This window comes from Lentisphaera marina, from assembly GCF_028745505.1.
GTDB classification, from domain to species: domain Bacteria; phylum Verrucomicrobiota; class Lentisphaeria; order Lentisphaerales; family Lentisphaeraceae; genus Lentisphaera; species Lentisphaera marina.
The window spans coordinates 2,030,192-2,051,282 of record NZ_JAQZZL010000001.1 but is presented as its reverse complement, the minus strand read 5'-3'; the positions used below and the strand labels follow the sequence as shown (position 1 = coordinate 2,051,282).

Below are 21,091 nucleotides of genomic sequence, written 5' to 3'. Positions count from 1 at the left end.
ATGCGATTTCTACTTTTAGTCCTTTTTTTATGTTCTTGTCATTTGAGACAAAACCCATATGAAATAACTCAGGCAGAGAAGTGCAGTAATCCACTTGATGTTTATGGTCAATTCAACACAGATTCTCATTCTTATGAATATACAAAAGAAACTATTAGCTCTGATCGAACAACCCAAATTGTAGAATATAAACTAAAAGCCAAATCAAACTTAGTTTTTAAAGATGAACGCGAACGATGGATTGGCTTAATTGCTTATATAAATCCACGGCAAGATGTGCCTCTCTTAATGATACAGCCGATTTCAAAAGGGAAATATAGAATATCTAAATACGTGGCAGAATATTTCTATAAAAGAGGGTGGAACTGTGTGATCGTAAAAAGAGAAGAAGCATACAAGAAATTAAAGTCTCCAGTTGATTTAAATTTACAAATGCATGAGCTCATCTTAGATAACCGTTTAATAATTGATTTTTTACATGAACAAAAGCCATTCCTTTTTTCTGATATAGCTATGTTTGGAATTAGTAAAGGCGGGATAAAAACAAGTATGATCTTGGGAGATGATCAAAGGGTAAGTGCTGGAGTTATGGTTTTAGCTGGAGGGGATTTAGCTAATATGCTAAGTGAGTCAGATGAGAAGGGGATTAAAAGAGTTAGAGAGGAGTATATAAAAGAAAATGGTGGTGGTCTTAAGGGCTTCAGAGAAAGCTTGAAACGAGAACTTGAAATTGATCCTCTAATTATGGCTCCATATATAGACGGTAGAAAAACTTTGCACATATTAGCTTATTTTGACAAATCAGTGCCTTATAAATATGGTCATATGCTCTTTGAGGCAATGCCAGGTGCACAATCATATACTCTTATGGCAGGACATTATTCAGCTATCTTGTATTTGCCATTTATTCTTAATCGCAGTGAAAGCTTTTATCGAAAAAAATTAAGCATTAAGTAGTGTTACGCTTCAGTTGAAATAGGACACATCACTTTTTTTCTTAGTTGAGTTACTTTAAAATTGTAACCCTCCGAAAAGGAAATGAATTATGTCTAAAAAACGCCGTTATTTTAGTGCCGACCAGAAAGTTGTCGCCATTCGTAAACACCTACTTGAGCGAACTCCTGTATCTGATATTTGTGATGAACTCAATATTACAACGACGCTATTTTATCGTTGGCAAAAAGAGTTCTTTGAAAATGGTTCTCGAGCCTTCACCAAGGATAACGATAGTAATTTAAAGAAGGTAGAAAAAGAAAATACACTACTCCAAGCGACTACTTCACAGAAAAATGATGTTATCGCTGAACTCGTGGCGGAGAATATAAGCTTAAAAAAGAAACGTGGCCTGATCTAAATGGAAACTGGGTTAGTAAAAACATCCGAGATCAGGTCGTTCAATACCTGTATAGTTGGCATGAGCGTACGCAAATCAGTCTTCGTAGTATGCTCAAAACCTTAGCCCTTCATCCTAGTAAATTTTATCAATGGAAAATACGAGAAGGCAAGGATAATCAACATAATGGTAAACAGCCCAAGGATTTTTGGATTACTGAAGATGAAAAACGAACTGTCATTGAGTATTACCAGTCTCATCATCAAGAAGGCTACCGAGCTGTGACGTATATGATGATTGATGAAGATATTGCGTATATGAGTTGCTCCTCTGTTTATCGTATTTTATCAGATGTAGGGCTTATGCGTACTAAAACCACAAAGAAATCCAGTAAAGGAAATGGATTTGAGCAACCACTACAAGCTCATGAACACTGGCATACTGATATATCTTACGTGAAGATCAATAAAAGGTTTTACTTCTTTATAGGCGTCTTAGATGGTTATAGTCGTTGTTTACTTCATTGGGAAATTCGAGAATCAATGGATGAGCAGGATGCCGAAATAGTGGTTAAAAGATCTTTGGAGAAGTTTCCAGAAGCAAGACCTAGGATTATTACTGATAATGGTTCTCAGTATACAGGGCAGGAATTCAAAAAATTCATTGCCATCCATGGTCTCACTCATGTTAGAACTTCTCCATATTATCCACAGAGCAATGGAAAGTTAGAACGTTTTCATTACACTTTGAAAGAGGGCTCAATCCGGCCAAAAGTTCCCTTGAGTGTAGAGGATGCGAGAAGAGTTGTCACGCAGTACGTGGAGTACTATAACAACACCCGTCTTCATAGTTCTATTGGCTTCATTACTCCAAGCGATAAACTTATTGGTAAAGATGTGAGTATTATTCAAGAAAGAAAAAGAAAACTCGCTGAGGCAAAAATTCGTAGGTTAGAGTTCTTTGCAGAAGCTTCATAAGCCAGTAATGTAACAAATCTCAGCTAAGAAAAAATGCCTAACTGTCTAATTTCCGCTGAAGCAGCACAGTAGCTAGAACATTAGCTTTGATCTGAAGCGAGTAAATTAAAGCTTGCTGACTTAACGCGTTCTCCATTGAGTTTTATGTGCAGTCGATGTATGCCTGGGTAATATTTACGTACGCTTCTTTTTTGAAAGCTATGTTTTCGTTTTATAGATTTAGTGTTTTTATCAATGTTATTCTCGCTGATTTTGAAGACTTTGGAATGGTATTTTCCATTCATTTTTAAATGCTCAATTTCATATTCAATACGCAATAAGCCTATAGTTGTTTTGCTAGTCACTTGAAATTCAAAAAATAATTCACCACCCCATATAACATTTTTACTTAAATTAAGCATTCCTAATTTAAGGTGCTGTACTGAGGGATATGAAAAAAGTTTTAAAATATCCTTATCGCTAGATTTGAGTAAATTTCGGCTGGCGTGCTTCAGCATTTTATCACAATCACTAGAAATATGACCTAAGTTTTTAGCTACAAAATCTTTTAATATTTCAGGATGATCCTTGCCTATATCGTTAAGGTTGTTGGCTACAGAGCGCCTTACGTATTCACTAGGGTCATCCTTTAAGTGATTAAGGACTTCTAAAATAGGCTTGGGGTCACTTTTGAAATTATTTAATGCTTTTCCCCAAGGAAGGCGGGGTCGACAACCCTCTGATGCTAAACGTCTAATGTGTTCGTTGCTGTTTTGGGACCATGCAATCATTTGCTGCATCATTTTAATAGGGTATTTCTCGAGAAATGGTCTGACAGCAAATTCAGAACTTGAGTATTTTGTCATGACTTCTAGTGACGAAATAGATTGTTCGTAATTATCTATCCCAAATTCTTCAATAAAATCGGGAAATAGGCATGCAGTGTAGCCATTGAATTGACTACTGACTTTGGTCAAGAGACATGCTTTATAGACGAAGTCACCAGAGATACATGAATTAAGAGCGTAGGAGATTTTTTTCATACGCTCTTTTAAGCTTAAGTCTAACCAAGGTTCATTTAAGCAATGGTTGACAAAGACTCGTTGGTTAAAGTTAGAAGACTCATTTTTTATGTTTTTAGCTAATTTTTCTAAAAAACATTTATTATAAGAATCCTTAAGAAGTTCAGGCAATTTTACTCACAAAAAGGGCAAGCATCTGAACAGAGTTCTTCACTGCATTTTTTACAGTAGCGAGTACTTAGACTTTCTTTTAGTAAGTTATCAATTTCTTGTTCTTCAATATCAGATAAATCAATTGAGTCAAGTAAGGCGTTGGCTTGCCTTCGCATGTTTTGGCGTTGTTTTACATCAAAGTTCTGTTCTTTGATGGTGCGTTTCAAGTGGAGGTAGGCGAATGGACCTTTGATTTCCTTAATCTTGGGAGTTAGGTTGACAGGGTTTAGACTTGGACGGACATAAACGTGTGGCATAGTTCTCTCCTTATTTTGCACTGTGTGTGTGTTTATAATTTATCCTAAGAATGCCAGGAAATCAAAAAAAAAAATGATTTAGTGAGGCCTAAGTTTAATAAAAATAGCTCAGAATCAAAACTTGTCGGCTTGCAGTGATGTTCTTCTTATTTTTAAGTAGAATAAAAATAAAAAAAGCGACATGGGGTGTCCTAAATAATTAAATTTACCCATGTCGCTAAGTTCTTGGAACGAATTCCATTCATAGCTATAATAAAAAAAAATGAGCTCCTATTCAAGAGTAGTGTTAACTTTTTCTTAACTTTTATTGATTCAAAAATTCTAGAGCTCTTAAGGCATTGATTTTTAATTCATCTTCAGCAATGCGTTCGTTAATCATTTTTGTATCAAACCATTCGAAATTACTTGCTTCTTTTTGATTTAATTTAACGAAAGCACTGTTATCACAAAGTTCTGCGTAATAGATGAAGTCTAAGTTATCAGCTCCATGTGGGTTGTGTTCTACTTGTATGTGGATTGGGGGATGTATAATCCTTACATTAGCTAATGTTTTGTGTGTAGGCGCTAATAATTTAACCCTTAGACCGACTTCTTCATAGACTTCTCTCAAAGCGGCTTCATCAGGGGTTTCATCCTCTTCAATACGACCTCCGGGTGGTAGCCATCGTTTAAGTTTTTTATGCTCAATTAAAAGGACTTTCTGATTTTTTACTATGAATATTGCGCATGTGTAGCGGTAGGACATTTTGACTCCATTTAAATCAAGTAGCTTAAAATTATATCTTTATAGTTTTTTTTCAAAAGAGTGAATCTTGAGATGACTTGAATTTTCACTTCAATGAGGTTAAAATCGGCGACTAAAAATTATATTTAAATTTAAGGAAAATCTTATGTCCGAAGAGATAAAAGATCAAAGCGAAGAACAAGTTGTTGATCAGCTAAATGAAACATTAGAAAAGAGTGAAGAATGTGCTGAAGAGCAAATTGAGACTGTTGAAGAAAACACATCAGAAGAAATCACAAGTGAAGAAGCTGAACAGGCTGATGAAGCAACAGAAGAAATTCAAGAAGAACTTGAAGAGCCTAAATCACCAGAAGAAGTTATTGCCGACTTAGAACTCTCTTTACTTAGACAACGTGCTGACTTTGATAATTTCAGAAAGCGTAGTGTTCGTGATCAAGAAGACGCACGTCAGAGAGGTAAAACGAGTGTGTTAGAAGATGTCTTACCAGTTTATGATACCTTCAAAATGGCGATGCAGGCTACTGAAATGGATAATGTTAACTTGGATATGATTGTTCAAGGAATGAACATGATTCAAAATATGTTCATTAAAGCTATGGATGACATGGGCGTAGTGGAAATTAATGCCCAAGGTGAAATGTTTGATCCAAACCTTCATGAAGCAACTTCAGAATCTCATTCTGATGAAGTAGAAGAGGGGACAGTGCTTTCTCAGACTCGCTGTGGTTATAAATTATCAGAGAAGCTTCTTCGTCCTGCTATGGTAGTTGTTAGCAAAGGACCAGAAGCAGTGGTTGAAGAAGAATTGATTGAAAGTGAGGAATCATAATGTCACAAGATTATTATGAACTTCTCGGAGTATCTCGATCAGCTTCGGCAAGTGAGCTAAAAAAAGCTTACAGAAAGCTTGCAGTAAAATACCATCCAGATAAAAACCCTGGTGATGAAGTAGCCGAAGCTAAATTTAAAGAAATTTCAGAAGCCTACGAAGTACTTTCTGACGAAGGAAAGCGTCGTCAGTATGATCAATTTGGCCATGATGCTTACACTCAGCGCGGCGGCGGTGGCGGAGGTGGAATGCATGGCGATCCATTTGATATCTTCAGCCAAGTCTTCGGCGGTGGTGGAGGCGGTGGCGCCTCAAGTATTTTTGAATCATTTTTCGGTGGTGGAGGCGGTGGTGGACCTCAGCCGGGTGCTGACCTTAGGAAAGATCTCGAATTAACTTTTGAGGAAGCTGTCTTTGGTTGTTCAAAAGAAATTTCATTAACGAAAAATGAAGCCTGTGAGCGCTGTGATGCATCAGGAGCCGAGCCAGGTTCAAAAATGACGACATGTCCTACTTGTCGTGGCAATGGACAAGTTCATATTAAGCAAGGTTTTTTCTCAGTCAATCAAGAGTGCCCTCATTGCCATGGTAGTGGTAAAAAGATAGAGAAGCCCTGTAATACATGTCGTGGTAATGCGACTGTTCGCAAAGAGAAAAAAGTTAAAATAGATGTTCCTGCGGGTGTAGATACAGGCTCTAAGATGCGAATCCGAGGCGAAGGCGATGCTGGTGAGAAAGGTGCTCCTGCAGGTAACTTATATGTTGTCTTTCATGTTCGTAGTCACGATATTTTTGAACGTGAAGGCGATAATATTTATTGTAAAATCCCAGTGAGTTTTGCAACGGCAGTTTTGGGCGGTTCAATTGAAGTTCCGACGCTAAAAGGTAAAGAGAATTTAAAAATTCCAGCAGGGACTCAATCAGGAACAAAGTTTCGTATAAAAGGTCAAGGTGTTAAAAACCTAAGAAGCCATGACACGGGACATCAAATTGTCACTATTATCGTTGAAGTTCCTACAAATTTAAATACTGAACAAAAAGAAGCTTTACAGACATTTGCCGATCTTTGCGGTGATAATGTTCAACCAATGAAGGAATCCTTTTTTGAAAAAGCAGGACGCTTTTTTGGTGGTTAATTAGTATTAATTCTATTTGAGAAATGAGTAAGTTTTTCAGGCTTACTCATTTTTTTTATGTACGTATTTAGATTAAAATAAAAAAGCTAAACTGGTAGATATTTAGGTTGAAGACTTTATGATGAAAGATAAGGATTTCTTCATGAGTCAGTTAGCCTACTGTCGGTCATCTTTATGCATAATAAGTGTGGATATGAAACGACAATTAAATTTAAGAAAACCAGGTTCTCGTGATGTTGTATCCTAGGAAAAAATTTCGCAAGGTTTACATCGAGATTAGTAACCTTTGTAATTTGAAATGTAGTTTTTGTCCTCAGACTTATTTACAAAGAGAGTCTGAATTTATGAAAGCAGATTTTTTCAGATCTTTGGTCAAGCAAGTTTCTCCTAAGGTTTATTTACTTTGTTTACATGTCATGGGTGAACCCTTGAATCACCCCCAACTTCCAGAGTTTATTAAGATTTGTGAAGAAGAAGAGCAAGCTGTATCCATTGTTACGAACGGCATTCAATTGAATGAACAAAATGTACAGGCCTTATTAAACCCAACGGTTCATCAAATTAATTTCTCTTTGCAGAGTTTTGGGGATAACTTCCCAAAGGCAAACAATAAAGATTACTTAGACAGAATATTTAGTTTCATTAGTCTAGTACTAGATAAGCGTTCTGATATGCATATCAACTTACGCTTGTGGAATGCGGGACATGATCAAAAGACTATTGATCAAAATTCTGAGATTATTGCTGAGATCGCAAAATTTTTAGACCTAGATTTTGCTGAGATCGCAAAACTCAGTTTGAAGGGACATCGCATTAAGGGCAATGTATTTCTTAATTTAGCAGAACGATTTGAGTGGCCAGAACTCAATGACCCCATTGTTGCCGAAAGAGGGTTTTGTGTGGCGCTTAAAAATCAGTTTGCGATTTTAGTCGATGGTACAGTTGTCCCATGTTGCTTTGATCGTGAAGGGCATATTGATCTAGGTTCTTGTCGTAAAATGAGCTTGGATGATATATTGGCAGACGAACGCGCACAAAAATTACGTAAGGGTTTTCAGCAAAATAAAATCGTAGAAGATCTTTGTAAAAGGTGTAGTTACCGAGAGCGCTTTAACTAGCTTAAAGTTGATCTAAATAATACTCTAACATCGATTCAGGGCGTTTCATAGAAGCGAGACTCCAGTTTATTTGAGTATCAAGCTGCTTTTCAGGACTTAGAGAATGCTCGATATTTTCTTCTCTCATTTTGTTTCTCAAATAAGATAAGCTCAATGCTGAAGCTACAGATACATTGAAACTTTGAATGAAGCCATCCATAGGTATGTAAGTGACATAATCAGCTAGGTCATGAGCGACTTCACTTAAACCAGTTAGCTCAGTTCCAAAACAGAGTGCAATGGGTTCAGTTACGGGTAGTTTATCTAAGGTGATGGCTCCGGGGCGTAAACTTGTCGCGCATATTTTATAACCTTGCTTTTTTAAGCTTAACAAGCAATCACTTGTGTTGTCTACTTTTGGCTTATTCCAAGCTGCGATATCCAACCATTTATGAGCTGACATCGAAACTTCTTTATTAGCAGCAAAGTCATTGTCATTTTCTATGACATTTATATTTTGTATGCCAAATGCGTCGGCGTTTCTTAGGATTGCCGATGCATTATGCTCTTGATATAGGTTTTCAAGAACTAAACAAATATGTTCAGTTCTTTGCGAACAGACTTTATCAATCAGTTCAATACGATCATCAATTAAATGAGATTGCAATTTTGTGAGTAAAGTCTGTTTCTCGCTAGTGTTTAAAGAAGCTAGGGTTTTAGTCATTTATTTTGACATGAAAAAGTAGACACCAACACCTACAAGTAAAAGAATATTAAAGAGAATAATCTTTTGCTTAATAGCTTTTGATTTTACTCGTGTTTCTTCATCCAGTTTTCTTCTCATCTCTGGCGTTAGACCAGTTTTCGTACGGGGACGTTCGCTTTTAGTTTTTGGCTTTTTACGACGTGGAGGCTTGTCACCGTTAGCATTTTCTTTGCCTTCAGAAGTGGCGCCATTTGCTTTTTTCGCTGCAGCAGGTTTGCGGTGCTTTTCAGCATCTGTCTTCATTCCAGTTCTTGTCTTTCTAGTCCCTTTAGCTGGGCGACCAGTTTTTGATCCAGTAGTTTTCTTAACAGCTCCAGATTTACTTCCTGTAGGACGTTTCTTAGTAGGTTTTTTCTCAGACTTCTCTTTGTCGTCAGCTTTGTCGTCAGCTTTGTCGTCAGCTTTGTCGTCAGCTTTGTCGTCAGCTTTGTCGTCAGCTTTGTCGTCAGCTTTGTCGTCAGCTTTGTCGTCAGCTTTGTCGTCAGCTTTGTCGTCAGCTTTGTCGTCAGCTTTGTCGTCAGCTTTGTCGTCGGCCTTAGTTTTTTCGGCAGCGATACGAGCTTCTTCTTCGGCTTTAGCTTTTTCGGCAGCGATGCGCGCTTCTTCTTCGGCTTTAGCTTTTTCGGCAGCGATGCGCGCTTCTTCTTCGGCTTTAGCTTTTTCGGCAGCGATACGCGCTTCTTCTTCGGCTTTAGCTTTTTCAGCAGCGATGCGCGCTTCTTCTTCGGCTTTAGCTTTTTCAGCAGCAATACGTGCTTCTTCTTCGGCTTTAGCTTTTTCAGCAGCAATACGTGCTTCTTCTTCGGCTTTAGCTTTTTCAGCAGCAATACGTGCTTCTTCTTCGGCTCTAGCTTTTTCAGCAGCGATGCGTGCTTCTTCTTCGAGTTTAGCTTTTTCGGCAGCGATACGCGCTTGCTCTTCGGCGGCTTCAGTCTCTGCTTGTATACGAGCGAATTCGGCTTCTACACGAGCTTTTTCTTCTTCGATTTGACGTTTTTTCTCTTCAAGTTCTAAACGTTGTTGCTCTAAAGGAGATAGATCGCTACTAGGGGTTGAGTTGAATGTTGGGGCGCTTGGGGCAGGCTGAGGACTTGTTTGAGTGTTAGAGAATGCCGGTGCACCAGTAATCGTTTCAGCAGAGGATAAAGTTTTGGCCGCAGTTGGTTTTGCAAAATTCGGAGCCCCCATTGGAGCAGGCTTTGGTGCTGTGCTGTTAAAGGAGGGAGCGCCTGTTGGGCTAGAGCTACTGTTACCAGGGTTTAACAAGTCGTTGTTGACAGGTTGTGCAACTTTCAATTTACCAAGTTTTTTAGCAGAAGCAACGGGGGTGTTAAGTGGCGTTAGGTTATTGCTAGTTGAGGTGTTTTTAACTTCTGGTGTTGTCGCTGCCATTGCTTGTTTAAGCAAATCTTGTCGAGAAAAGGAAACGGTTATCGTTTCTCTCATGCTGCCAGTTGATTTATCTACTTGTTTTACAGAATTAGTTTGGAACATTTCAATGTCTGAATCTGGGTCCAAAGCATCTAAGAATTGATCAGGGTTTTCGAAGATGATATTTAAACCACAAGAAGCACAGTGAGCTTCTTTAGTGTTATTGACAAAAGGTACGTGACCCGCGCAACTTGGGCACGAGAATTCAAAAGTTAATTCAAACATAATATAGAGGAGTCCTTAGGTGTTGCAGCTGATGATTTTTTCGTAAGGCAGGCGTAGCGTCTGTTCCTGCTCTTTGGAGTTTATAGTCTGTATAATAAGTAGTTGTTTTTGTATTTCAATTATAAATTGAGCCGTGATAATACCTTGGTCTGTTTCGAAAACAAAAGGTCCAGCACGATGACCGTTTTTGTCTGTTGGGTATTGTTTAAAAAAGTCTTCATTAATATCGATAGCAATATCTAACTCGGGGACATCATCTTCAGCTTCGTCAGCTTGATGAGCTTCCTCTTTAGCAATTTTGAGTTTATTTTTCATTGTTGTAAGAAGGAATAATGGGTAAATAATAGGAAGTATAAAACCTATAAAAAAATGGGGAATATATTTTTGTCCACGTTTTTCAGCGATATTGGAGGATAGAGCCGCAGAGTAAATTACAATAGTTAGCAATATAATTAAGCTAATAAGTAGAGACCAATCGAGATCATTTATATTGATTTTCTTTAATTCATTCACTTTAGTCACTTCCTCATTCTTATATATTAAGCAATAAAATTTAACTTCTGCTAAATAAGATACAAGGTTATGAAGGGAAAATGTTATTTACTTGTCTAAAAATTAAAAAAGAAATAGCTTATATGTTTATAAATGTTGTTTTTTAGTAGGAGTTATTGGATAGAGTCCCGTTGTTTCTGTAAATTGGTGTTGACCAATTTTAGTTAAACAGACAGATAAACTCTTTTTGTAGCTATCCAGGTTTCATCTAATTCCATAAGAATAGCGGACGCTAATCTAAGCAGTGAAGCTTCATTTGGGAAAATAGACACGGTTCTAGTTCGCCTTAGAATTTCTCGATTCTGTCTTTCAATCATATTGGTGGTTCTCAGTTTTGTCCAACAAGAACGATCTAAATCAAATACAGAAAAGCCTTCAGGAAGTGCGGATTCCATCCATTCAGATAATTGAGAAGCACTGTTTTCATACTTTAAGCAAGTAAGCTTTAAAAGTCTTTCGGCGTCCTGTTTTGAAGGGGTATTAAAGATATCTCGAATGTCTTGTGCAACTTCTGAACGCATCGCTTTCTTAGGCACATAAGCCCCCGCATTCTGCTGTAAATGAAATTGACACCTCTGCCATGGGATTGACCCAAAGACAGTTGTTAAAGCGGCTTTCAGTCCCGAATGACTGTCGCTCGTGATCATCTTAAGACCATGAAGTCCTCGAGCATTCAATGATAGGAAAAAGTTTCTCCAATGAACCTCAGCTTCACTTAAAGAGACACTTGTACCTAAAACTGAGCGTTTTCCTGATTCATCTATCCCATAAGCAATTAACAAAGCACAATCTCGAACAGTCTTATCTACTCTAACTTTTTCGTATCTCGCATCCACCAAAAGGTAATGATATTTCCCTAAAGGACGGTTACGCCACTTTTCTAAGCTTTCATCTAGCTCAGATACAACTCGTGACACCTGTGATTTACTCACGGAAAGACCACACATTTTCTCTAGAAGTTTCGTGACTTTTCTTGTCGAAGTTCCCTGAATATAACTCTCGGCCATAGCTGTCATCAAAGCTCGCTCACTTCGTAAGCCTTTTTCTAAAGAACTTGGATAAAAATCGATTTCACCTCTGACTTGAGGAATGTTGAGCTTCATTGCTCCAAGTCGAGTGTTTACGGTTTTGTTTTTATAGCCATTAGCATAACCTAAGCGATTTTCATTGCGTTCATATGGAGCAGCATCAAGAGAATTACTTCTCTCTACTTTCATCGCTTCATTTAGTAATACTCTCATAGCTTCAAGCATTCCGCTTTCGCCGTTTTCTGTGACTTGGTGGATCATTTCTAATAAGACACTACTGTTCTCGTGTGTAGAGTGGTGCATAATAATTCCTTGTGGGTTGTTTTGGTGCAACACCACTCTGCATCTTCTTTACCCCGAGTTACAAACAACTTCCTCAATTTCGCTCCGACGAGAAAGTTCCCATTCTCGCGAAGTCTCGGAAGCTATTCATAACTCTTAAAGTAGAGCTATAGCAGAATTTACAGAAAATTTGGGACACTACCCTCATGAGTGTGAATATTCTTATCATGATATTGAAAGAATATCTTCATTCGAAGTGAAAACAATAATTCGACAAGAAATGTCGAAGATAAATCAAGAACTACATTTTATTCTTATATTCATAAGTCCTTAATTATTATGATATATCATCAATTCCTAGTGATCGAGTTAAAAAGAAGTTAATTTAGATTGAGTCTATTTTTTAAGAGCTCTTTAGAGCTGTAATTAGTGTCCGCGCGTCCTTATTTTAGTTTAGAATCAATGTAATAAGTAATACATTGATTTATAAAACATAAATTAAATTATATATATAAAACCATAAGGAGCAAAGATTTGAATAAAATCATATTTATTTGTTTTAAGCTTAGTTTATTATTCAGCTTATCGTTGTACGCAGAAAACAAAAAGGTAATTGCCTTAGATCACTCAGGAGATCAATATTCCGTAGAGAACATCCCTAATATGTTGATTACTGAATTCATAAATGGTCAGGTCAAGTTTTTAAGTAAAGGGAGTATCAATCAAACTTGGGCAACCTATGGTCAGTGTCAAGATGCCTGGAAATTAGATGATGATAGTGTGGTCGTATCTGGTATTCATGGTATTTGGAAATATGACAATAGCAATACAAGAAAATTATTTTTTGAACCGAAAAAACGCCCTTTAGAGATTCATTCCTGCCAACCCCTGGATGACGGATAATTATTAATTGCAATAAACGGACCTAAAGCCATTATAGAAATGAGTCCTGAAGGAAAAATCAGAAAAATGATAAAACTGCCTTATCTTCGATCACAACTTAGGCATCAAATGAAAATGGTCAGAAAATTAGATGACGGTGGATATATAGTATCGGCATCAGGCGAAAATAAAGTTTTTATTCTGAATTCAAAAGGAAATATTCAAAGAGTCATAGACTTAAATAAACTGGAGGCACCTCTTAAAGCCAAACGAATTCATGGCGTTAAAATGCTTGATAATGGCAATGTTTTAGTGGGTACAGGTTATGGAGCTTGTTTAGTAGAAATAGACCCTAACGATAAAATTGTATGGTCTTTGACTCCGCAGGATGTTCCCGATATAAAGTTAACTTATGTAGGAGGTTTTCAAATTAGGGAAAACGGTAATTTAATTATTGCCGCCTATGATAGTCAATATCCAGTTTTTGAATTAACTCGTGAGAAAACAATTGTTTGGAAAATTAAACGTGGCGAAACTAAAGAAGTCAATAAGCCAAGTAATATCGTATTGATAGGTGATGATATCGAAGGCTTTGCCGCTAATTATTAACCTAGAACATACATATTTAATAATACTTAAATTAACGATCGAGGCTTCGAATCCCTCAGGTCCGACTCAGAAAAAATACCTGCAGCAATATATCTGATTAGAGAGAATTTCGTTTATTAGAGTAATAGCTATTCATGTAAGGCTTACATGAATGGCTTGTTAGTACACAGGTGCAAATTAGGCGGGTCTTTTGGCACTCACTAAGCGACTTTTTTCAGTTGATGAAACTGTACATATGCCACATTTGGCAGGAATAAGACAGGTTTGTCCATGCTTGATATGGTATATGTGACCATTACATTCAAGTTGGAGATCGGAGTCTACCGCATAGATTGTTTGGAAAGTACCGATATTAGAGGGCAGTGTCAGGGAACCTTCGAACTCAATTTCTTCAACTTGGAAATAGTCACACATGGCTAATTGGCGACGTTTGAGTTCAGAGTTAAAGCTTAGGGGGGTGAAGCTCAATGCTTGAATTTGGTGAGAGTTAGGTCTTACATCTCCAAGAGAATGGTGAAGACATGTCATTGCTTGATCGACATGTAGTTCTCTTGACTTACCACTTTTGTCCACTCGTCCCCAGTCACTCACCCGGTAAGTGGTATCACTATTTTGTTGAACTTCGTAGATAAGGTTGCCGCCTCCAATCGCATGCATGGTTGTAGCCTTGATGAAGAAAGACTGACCTTGTTCAGAGGCATAAGAATGCATGAGTTCTTTAACTTTGGGATCGTTAACACTCTTGTAAAATTGTTCAGTAGACACGCCTTCTTTTATACCTGTAAGGATTTCAGCATCAGTACTATGATCTAAAACATACCACATTTCAGTTTTTGGTTCTGCATCGACAATATGTTTGCATGTTTCTTCATCTGGGTGAACTTGTAAAGAGAGGGCTTGGCCTGCATCGATTATTTTCATAAGTAGGGGGAATGGTTGATCTGCCTGATGACCGTAACCAACAATACCTTCGGGATCTTTTTCAATGAGTTCACGAAGAGTTTTTCCTGCGAGAGGGCCATTTTGTACATGACTTTGATCATCAGGTCTATCTACAATTTCCCAACTTTCCCCGATGGGAATTGAAGTTTTAGGAAGATCACGTGGAAGTTTTTTCAGAAGTTTACCGCCCCATATGGCCGTTTTATAAACTTCGTCAAAAGTGAGTGGGTAATAGCTTTCCTCAATATCTTTAAAAAGGGCACCTGCACCTAAGATACCAGCATTGTCTGGTTGCGCTGCTTTAACGAGCTCAAGACCGCTGCCATGTGACCAAGACATTTCTTTGATAATTCTATTGAAACGAGGAAGGACGAGCTCTGCCGAATTCATAAGTCCACCACCAAGAATTATTCGAGAAGGGTCAAATAAGTGAATATATGAAACTAAGGCTTCTCCCCAAATCTGGAAGCAGTGACGACGTAGGTCTATGGCACATTCATCGCCTTTTTCGGCATGTGTAAGCATAGTTTTATAATCAATAACTGGCTCGTCTTTTAAAGAACTACTATTGAAGAGTAAGTGCTCTTTTGCTATAAGCGGGAGTGCCCAACCAGAAGCTTCTGCTTCAAGGCAGCCTCTTGCACCACATGTACACTTTCGCCCACCAGAACGAACGAGGATATGACCACCAAGGTTACCACCAGAGAAGTTAGATCCGCTAAGTAGTTCACCATTGGATATTACAGCTGTACCAATTCCCGTACCAAATGTAATCATCATTATATTGTCAGCACCTTTTCCAGATCCGTAGTGATATTCACCGAGAAGTGCCCCTTTGGCATCATTTTCCATGCGTAACTCAAGTCCATATTGATTCATGGCCCAATGTTTGAAGTCAAAATTTACGGCATCATCATACTTCATATTAGTGTTAAGAACACGCATTTCTTTGCCATTGACCAAACCAGCACTTAGTATGCCAATGCCTTTACAATCATCTATATTTCTACCGAGATCAACACAAAGCTCATTAATGAGCTTCATAACTTTATTTAGGTGATTTTCTATGCCTGCCTGAGGCTCTGCAGGACAGTTTGCCGCGGCAATGATTTCACCAGAATCCATAAGACCGTATTTCGTATTGGTACCGCCGAGGTCGATTACTACAATCATTTACTTTCCCCTAATTATTTTTATCATTACAATAAAAAGAAAACTGCCCATTAGCTCTATTGTTTCTTTCAAAAGTTGTAAGCCCATGTAGGCTCGTCAGAATACCAAGTATAGCCACAAGGACTAAGGCTTCGATTAAAGTGAATTTTTCATTTTTCATAGAGTATCCTATTTATACGCACTCAACTTTTCCTCGATGAAAGCTAGGAAAGTGCTTATTATATTGATTTCCCTAAGTGTTTACCCAGGCAAAATGGGATCTATACAAGTTTTTAATCAAAATAGGAATTTAATATGTCCTGGAAATGAGCCTCATGAAATTTTCTAATTCATGGTCATTAGTTTCCCTAAGTACCTGCTTCATTTCTCTACGCATCTTTTCAAGTACGGGACGATATTCCGCTTTGTTTATCAAATTATTTCTACATCCGGGATCTTTAAGTACATCATAAAGCTCTTCGTGAGCGCGAAACTTCATGAATTTGGCCCGCTTTTTATAATCCGGATAATTTTTATCCAGCTGATTTTTAGAGTGCTTATTAAGTAAGTGACTTACGGCACCACCCATTTCTTTGGGTAATTGTGTGTGTCCATCAGACCAGGCGTTCCACACGTAAGAAAAGCGAGTATTATTTAAAGCTCTTGAAGGTCGATATTGTTCTGTTTTTTGATAAAGATCATGTGAGTAAGTGGGAGCCAACTCATCGTGAATTTTATTGTTGTTCATATAATTAAAACAACTAAAGGCAAACTTCCTATCCCACTCTGTGTCGTCATGTTTAACGAGCTGTGCAAAGGATTTGCCATCTACGCCTTTAATGGGTTCAAGCCCGCAAATGTCCGCCAAAGTTGGCGCAATGTCTATAGCAGAAATAATGGCGTTCTTTTCACGTCTTCCTTTTTCGATTGTGGCGGGCCAGCGTATGAGTAGTGGTGTACGCGTCCCAGAGGGGTAGAGGGACCACTTTCCCATTTGCCAGGGCATTCCATGATCCGAAAGAAACATAACAAGAGTATTTTCAGATAAACCGCTCTCTTCAAGAGCCAGAAGAATTTCGCCAATGACCTGATCCATGCGGTTTACTGCATCAAAATAGAGCGTTGCTTCTTTTTTGAAATTGATATCGTTAGGGTATGAGGCGGGGAGTATAATTTCTTCTGGAGTATATTGAGTTAAGGGGTCAGGGTAGGGCTTTCCATTCGCATAAGCTTTCCAATCGCTGGTGCGCATCCCTTGGTCGAACCAGCGTTTATTTTCTCCTTTACTGCGAGGCCAGTAATGATGCGGGTCATGGGTGTTGGCTGCGAGGTAAAATGGTTTGTTTTCTTTTTTTGCACGTGTAAAAAAATCTTTAACAAAGGCAGCGTACTTATTAGCATCGCGCCCAAAGCCTGTTTGCTGATAATCACAAAACTTCTCATCAAATTTGCAGACCGAAGTTCCATGCTTGCCGACAATTCCGGTCAAATAACCCGATTTACGAAGTTCAGAGGTAATAGATGTTTTGGGGAACTTGCCACCATTTTTTTTCCACCAGGTCGGAGGTTGAACACCATGGCCCATGTAGCCACTGCTATGTGGATGACGTCCTGTATAGAGAGCTGTTCTTGATGGCCCACAAATAGGTGTGGATATAAAGCAATGTTCAATGAGTAAACCATCTGTCGCCATTTTATCTAGATTTGGTGTAAGACCATTGATAGGATTTCCCATACAACCCAGTGAATCCCAGCTCAAATCATCTGCTGTTATAAGGATAATGTTGGGGCGGTTTTGTTCTGAACTTAGACAATAAAAATGTATAAAAGCGATAATAAAAAAACTTACTCTGATCATGTCATTTCCTATAATTAATTTTATTATTGATTACCTAGATCGAGCGTCATCTAAACAAAATAATGCGTAATTATCTTTTATTTATTGATGGGATAGTTATCAAAACACAATGAATTTACTTTTAAGCTTAATGAAAAATGGCTTTTTTTATTAAAAGCCTGTATAGACCCCATTTTGTCAGGGTAAACACCTAAATAGTAAAAGTACCATTTAATACTTGCATAGCTTACATTTACTTTATAAGGTTTAGTAATTGAGAGCGCTACACTTAAACAAAGGAAGCTCTATGAAACACAAAAAATTTACTCTAATTGAAATCTTAGTTGTAGTTGCGATCATTGGCATTTTGGCAAGTTTATTACTGCCTAGCCTCAGTAGAGCACGAGAACGAGGGAAGGCAGCAGTTTGCTTGAGTAATTTAAAGCAAGTCGGTGTTGGAACTTACATGTATACGGAAGATAATGAGAATTTATTTCCCATACGAAGAAATGAAGTTTGGGATACTTATGAAGAGTATCAGGGGGTTTCAACAAAGATGTGGGAGTGCCCATCCGATAAAGGTAATTGGGATAATGGAGGAGCCGTTGTTTATGATGGACGAACAACTTACGAACGTCGTGGTAGTAGTTATCATTGGAACGAACACGCTGTTTGGGGCAAAGATATGTCTACCACTAACGTAACTGTTCCAAAAGATTATGTTTATACAGGAAGCCGTGCAATTATGGGGAAGTGGGGCACGGGAAGTGATCCAGCCAATTCACCAGATAATTTTATGTGGCACATGAAAGGAGAACTCAAGTTTTCACTCTTGTTTGGCGATGGTCACGCAAAATTTATTTACTATCATGCGATTTTTGAGACAGAGCCAAAAACTTTTAATTACAATAATTACTCAAATGGTCAGTACGACTTTTATTGTAATGACACATTTCAAAATCCTAAAAATTAGCTATGAGTTAATTGCATAATTCTAGCAAATTGTAAATTAATTTTTCTTGAATTCAACTCATAAGTGCAACACCCACTTTTTTTGTTAAATCAATTCCAGTTAGTTTCTGAAATACTTCATAAGGTGTTTTAAACTTCAAGCATTTTCGAGGTCTATTATTAAGCTTGTGAACAGCAATTTCAACCTCTGAAACATTAACTTTATCAAGAGGCATATTCTTAGGGAAATATTGACGTAGCAAACCATTGGCATTTTCATTCTGCCCTCGCTCCCATGAATGATATGGTTTAGCAAAATAGCTTTTACATTCCAAGATTTCAGAAATACTTTCATGTTTAGCAAATTCTTTCCCATTATCAAATGTTAGGGTATGAACTTGTTCTTTAATGGGTTTTAACAAATTAATGATGGCTTCACTAACTAAAGAAGCCTTTTTTTGAGAAACAGGCAGTGCTAATCGTACTTTTGATTTACGGTCATCCATTGTTACTATTGCGCCTTTATGAGCTTTCCCTATGATTGTATCAAGCTCCCAATCACCAACTCGTTCTCTTTTATTAGCCGCTTCAGGGCGCTGATCTATATCAACTCTGTTGGGAATGCCATTCCTACTGTGTTGGTTACCATATCGCTTACGGTAAGGTTTACCTTGATGTCGAAGCAATTTATACAATTCGCCTCCAGACTGCTTGTCTTTGAGAATGTATTGGTAAATGGTTTCATGATGAAGAGACACTGCCTTATCATCTTTTAATCGACCTACTATTTGTTCAGGGCTCCAATCCATTTCAAGATGTTCATTGATATAAGTCTTAATCTCAACGTTTAACTTAACTGCTTTCGCTTTCTCTTTTTGTCGCCTTTGAGCTAGTTCATTAGCCTGTTTATTACGATATCCACGTTGGCCTATATTACGATTAATCTCACGTGATAACGTACTTGTTGAACGACTGAGCTTTTTTGCTATTTTATTGAGTGATTCGCCTGCCTTTCGCTCTAACTCAAGGTAATGTCTTTCTTCAAGACTCAGGTGTTTATAGGACATGATAGTCTCCTCTGTGTTTAGTTTGGTCACTAATACAGATTACATCTGAGTCTTGTTTTACTCGATATCTTACATACTAGTGACTAACAGAGGTGTTGCACTTACTACTCGAATTCAGCTTTTAACTCTTGTATAGATCCTTTTTTTACTTCACCTCACCTCACCTCACCTCACTTCGGCGAGGAGGTGTTGCCACACAGGCGGAAGTCTCTGCGGGGATGATTTTTTTAATGTTTTACTAGTTATAGTCCCTCCCTGTCCCAATGCATTAAATATCGCTGGATAACTTAGTCATAGATCTAATGCTTTTCCTCATTTATTATCGGCTAGTTGCTTTTCTTCTTCGGTAAGTAGGAGCTTGCTCATGAACTCGACTTTTTCTGGCATTTGAGAGGCTAAATTTTGACTCTCAGAAATATCTTCTTCCAGGTTGTAGAGTTCCACAGCTTTACGTGCTTTCTTTTTATTATCCCAAGCCCAACGGAGCTTCATTTTCCCAATGCGAAGGGCTTCGATATGATGCTTATTCCAATAGAAATATTTTTCATAGGGGCTTTTTCCTTTTGATCCAGCCTTAAGCATGGTAGAAATATTGTGGCCGTCATAGATCCTGTCAGTGGGTAGGGGGGTATTTGCGAGAGCCGCAAAAGTTGGAAAAATATCTAGGCTTGTGGTGATCTCTTTACTCACGGTTCCCGCAGGAATAGTTCCCGGCCACCACATGATGCAGGGCACTCGAGGTCCACCCTCATGGCTGGAAAACTTTGCACCTCTTAATGGAGCGGCGGAACCGCCTCTTTCGCCCAGTTTCCAAGGACCATTATCAGAAGTAAAAATGAGCATAGTATTTTTATCAATGCCTAGTTTTTTAAGGTGCTTTACGAGGCGACCAATATGGAAATCCATTTCTTCGATTGTATCGCCATAGGGGCCGCGGTCACTTTTTCCGTTAAATTTTGGCGAAGCATAAAGGGGTACATGGGGCATGGCATGAGCAAGGTAGATAAAAAAAGGTTTTTTAGCTTTGTTGGATTCATCGATAATTTTAATAGCTTCATCCGTGTAGCGTTTAGTGATATAACATTGGTCGACAGGAAATTCGATAACTTCCTCTCCACGCATGAGAGGAACAGTACGGGCAAGACCTTTTTTTGTTTTGCTAGCTTTACCAGAGCGAATGTCTTCAATAGTGAAGTCCTTAAAAAGTTTTACATCTTTAGCTAATTTCTGATCCTTATGAATCCACATGTCATTGCTATAAGGTATGCCAAAATAACTATCAAAACCCTGTTTCGTGGGTAAGAAATCTGGGCGATCACCCAAATGCCATTTGCCAATAATAGCGGTTCGATATCCTGCTGGTTTTAAAAGTTCCGCAATGGTGATTTCCGATTGGCGCAGTCCTTTGTAGGCACCTGGATAATAAACGTGAAAAACGCCATTTCGAGATGGGTAGCGACCAGTTAAAAGCGCGGCTCTGGAAGCGGAGCAAATAGCATTTGCTGAATAGAAATCAGTAAAGCGGACGCCCTCACTGGCGAGCTTGTCGAGTACAGGAGTTTTTATTTTAGGTGATCCGTAGCAACCTAGGTCCTGGTAGCCTTGGTCATCGGTAAAAATGAGTAGAAAATTGGGTTTATCAGTAGCTAATATGCTGATTGAGCTGAGTAGAAGTATTATAAGATTTTTCATATTTATGACCTAGTGAATTTTAAATTTCTTTTTACAATTCATTAAAAGCAACGCTCCGGATCTTTACAAAGCGGCTACAAAATTGTG

At 38.1% G+C, this 21,091-nt stretch carries 21 protein-coding genes; 9 read left to right on the top strand and 12 right to left on the bottom strand.

The window, feature by feature from the left end:
- The first annotated feature begins 42 nt into the window (after window positions 1-42).
- The 3 genes from PQO01_RS08430 to PQO01_RS08420 all read left to right on the top strand — a co-directional run bounded on the left by PQO01_RS08430 (window position 43) and on the right by PQO01_RS08420 (window position 2,310).
- Window positions 43-957, top strand: coding sequence for a hypothetical protein (locus tag PQO01_RS08430; protein ID WP_274313580.1), 915 nt, complete (start codon window positions 43-45; stop codon window positions 955-957).
- Between the two features lie 88 nt (window positions 958-1,045).
- Entirely contained in the window at window positions 1,046-1,354 is a 309-nt protein-coding gene (locus PQO01_RS08425) for a transposase (RefSeq protein WP_274312221.1), read from the top strand.
- Window positions 1,355-1,377: 23 nt separating this feature from the next.
- On the top strand, window positions 1,378-2,310 hold the full coding sequence (locus PQO01_RS08420; protein ID WP_337994444.1) for an IS3 family transposase: 933 nt from the start codon (window positions 1,378-1,380) through the stop codon (window positions 2,308-2,310).
- 80 nt (window positions 2,311-2,390) lie between these two features.
- Here the strand turns inward: PQO01_RS08420 and PQO01_RS08415 are convergent, their stop codons facing one another.
- The 3 genes from PQO01_RS08415 to PQO01_RS08405 all read right to left on the bottom strand — a co-directional run bounded on the left by PQO01_RS08415 (window position 2,391) and on the right by PQO01_RS08405 (window position 4,526).
- Window positions 2,391-3,482: a DNA alkylation repair protein gene (locus tag PQO01_RS08415; RefSeq protein WP_274313579.1), complete on the bottom strand. Its 1,092-nt coding sequence runs from the start codon at window positions 3,480-3,482 to the stop codon at window positions 2,391-2,393.
- A gap of 2 nt (window positions 3,483-3,484) precedes the next feature.
- Window positions 3,485-3,781: a hypothetical protein gene (locus PQO01_RS08410; RefSeq protein WP_274313578.1), complete on the bottom strand. Its 297-nt coding sequence runs from the start codon at window positions 3,779-3,781 to the stop codon at window positions 3,485-3,487.
- Between the two features lie 304 nt (window positions 3,782-4,085).
- Window positions 4,086-4,526: an NUDIX hydrolase gene (locus PQO01_RS08405; protein WP_274313577.1), complete on the bottom strand. Its 441-nt coding sequence runs from the start codon at window positions 4,524-4,526 to the stop codon at window positions 4,086-4,088.
- Between the two features lie 145 nt (window positions 4,527-4,671).
- On the opposite strand from PQO01_RS08405, the gene PQO01_RS08400 reads away from it, so the two are divergent.
- From PQO01_RS08400 to PQO01_RS08390, 3 genes are all read left to right on the top strand, one after another.
- Window positions 4,672-5,355: a nucleotide exchange factor GrpE gene (locus tag PQO01_RS08400; protein ID WP_274313576.1), complete on the top strand. Its 684-nt coding sequence runs from the start codon at window positions 4,672-4,674 to the stop codon at window positions 5,353-5,355.
- Window positions 5,355-6,491: a molecular chaperone DnaJ gene (dnaJ, locus tag PQO01_RS08395; protein WP_274313575.1), complete on the top strand. Its 1,137-nt coding sequence runs from the start codon at window positions 5,355-5,357 to the stop codon at window positions 6,489-6,491. The genes PQO01_RS08400 and dnaJ overlap by 1 nt, the downstream gene beginning before the upstream one ends.
- A 233-nt stretch (window positions 6,492-6,724) precedes the next feature.
- Window positions 6,725-7,609, top strand: a complete 885-nt coding sequence (locus tag PQO01_RS08390; protein ID WP_274313574.1) for a radical SAM/SPASM domain-containing protein — start codon at window positions 6,725-6,727, stop codon at window positions 7,607-7,609.
- 1 nt (window position 7,610) lies between these two features.
- Here the strand turns inward: PQO01_RS08390 and PQO01_RS08385 are convergent, their stop codons facing one another.
- From PQO01_RS08385 to PQO01_RS08370, 4 genes are all read right to left on the bottom strand, one after another.
- Window positions 7,611-8,312: a TrmH family RNA methyltransferase gene (locus PQO01_RS08385; protein ID WP_274313573.1), complete on the bottom strand. Its 702-nt coding sequence runs from the start codon at window positions 8,310-8,312 to the stop codon at window positions 7,611-7,613.
- Entirely contained in the window at window positions 8,313-10,010 is a 1,698-nt protein-coding gene (locus tag PQO01_RS08380) for a hypothetical protein (RefSeq protein WP_274313572.1), read from the bottom strand.
- Window positions 10,011-10,025: 15 nt separating this feature from the next.
- Window positions 10,026-10,523 carry a hypothetical protein gene (locus tag PQO01_RS08375; RefSeq protein WP_274313571.1) on the bottom strand — a complete coding sequence of 166 codons (498 nt, stop codon included), beginning with the start codon at window positions 10,521-10,523 and terminating at the stop codon, window positions 10,026-10,028.
- Window positions 10,524-10,726: 203 nt separating this feature from the next.
- Window positions 10,727-11,893: an IS256 family transposase gene (locus PQO01_RS08370; protein WP_274312071.1), complete on the bottom strand. Its 1,167-nt coding sequence runs from the start codon at window positions 11,891-11,893 to the stop codon at window positions 10,727-10,729.
- A 513-nt stretch (window positions 11,894-12,406) separates the two neighbouring features.
- Between PQO01_RS08370 and PQO01_RS08365 the strand changes: the two genes are divergently transcribed.
- Window positions 12,407-12,775: a hypothetical protein gene (locus tag PQO01_RS08365; RefSeq protein WP_274313570.1), complete on the top strand. Its 369-nt coding sequence runs from the start codon at window positions 12,407-12,409 to the stop codon at window positions 12,773-12,775.
- A 108-nt stretch (window positions 12,776-12,883) separates the two neighbouring features.
- Entirely contained in the window at window positions 12,884-13,363 is a 480-nt protein-coding gene (locus tag PQO01_RS08360; RefSeq protein WP_274313569.1) for a hypothetical protein, read from the top strand.
- A gap of 177 nt (window positions 13,364-13,540) precedes the next feature.
- Here PQO01_RS08360 and PQO01_RS08355 read toward each other — a convergent pair whose 3' ends face one another.
- From PQO01_RS08355 to PQO01_RS08345, 3 genes are all read right to left on the bottom strand, one after another.
- Complete coding sequence (locus PQO01_RS08355; RefSeq protein ID WP_274313568.1) at window positions 13,541-15,478, bottom strand: type I phosphomannose isomerase catalytic subunit; 1,938 nt, start codon at window positions 15,476-15,478, stop codon at window positions 13,541-13,543.
- A 10-nt stretch (window positions 15,479-15,488) separates the two neighbouring features.
- On the bottom strand, window positions 15,489-15,638 hold the full coding sequence (locus PQO01_RS08350; RefSeq protein ID WP_274313567.1) for a hypothetical protein: 150 nt from the start codon (window positions 15,636-15,638) through the stop codon (window positions 15,489-15,491).
- A gap of 129 nt (window positions 15,639-15,767) precedes the next feature.
- A complete protein-coding gene (locus tag PQO01_RS08345; protein ID WP_274313566.1) occupies window positions 15,768-17,315 on the bottom strand; it encodes a sulfatase family protein in 1,548 nt (515 codons plus the stop codon).
- A gap of 286 nt (window positions 17,316-17,601) precedes the next feature.
- On the opposite strand from PQO01_RS08345, the gene PQO01_RS08340 reads away from it, so the two are divergent.
- A complete protein-coding gene (locus PQO01_RS08340; RefSeq protein ID WP_274313565.1) occupies window positions 17,602-18,267 on the top strand; it encodes a type II secretion system protein in 666 nt (221 codons plus the stop codon).
- 52 nt (window positions 18,268-18,319) lie between these two features.
- Here PQO01_RS08340 and PQO01_RS08335 read toward each other — a convergent pair whose 3' ends face one another.
- Both PQO01_RS08335 and PQO01_RS08330 read right to left on the bottom strand, forming a co-directional pair.
- A complete protein-coding gene (locus PQO01_RS08335) occupies window positions 18,320-19,312 on the bottom strand; it encodes an IS30 family transposase (protein WP_274312668.1) in 993 nt (330 codons plus the stop codon).
- Between the two features lie 312 nt (window positions 19,313-19,624).
- Complete coding sequence (locus PQO01_RS08330; RefSeq protein WP_274313564.1) at window positions 19,625-21,004, bottom strand: sulfatase family protein; 1,380 nt, start codon at window positions 21,002-21,004, stop codon at window positions 19,625-19,627.
- Window positions 21,005-21,091 lie beyond the last annotated feature (87 nt).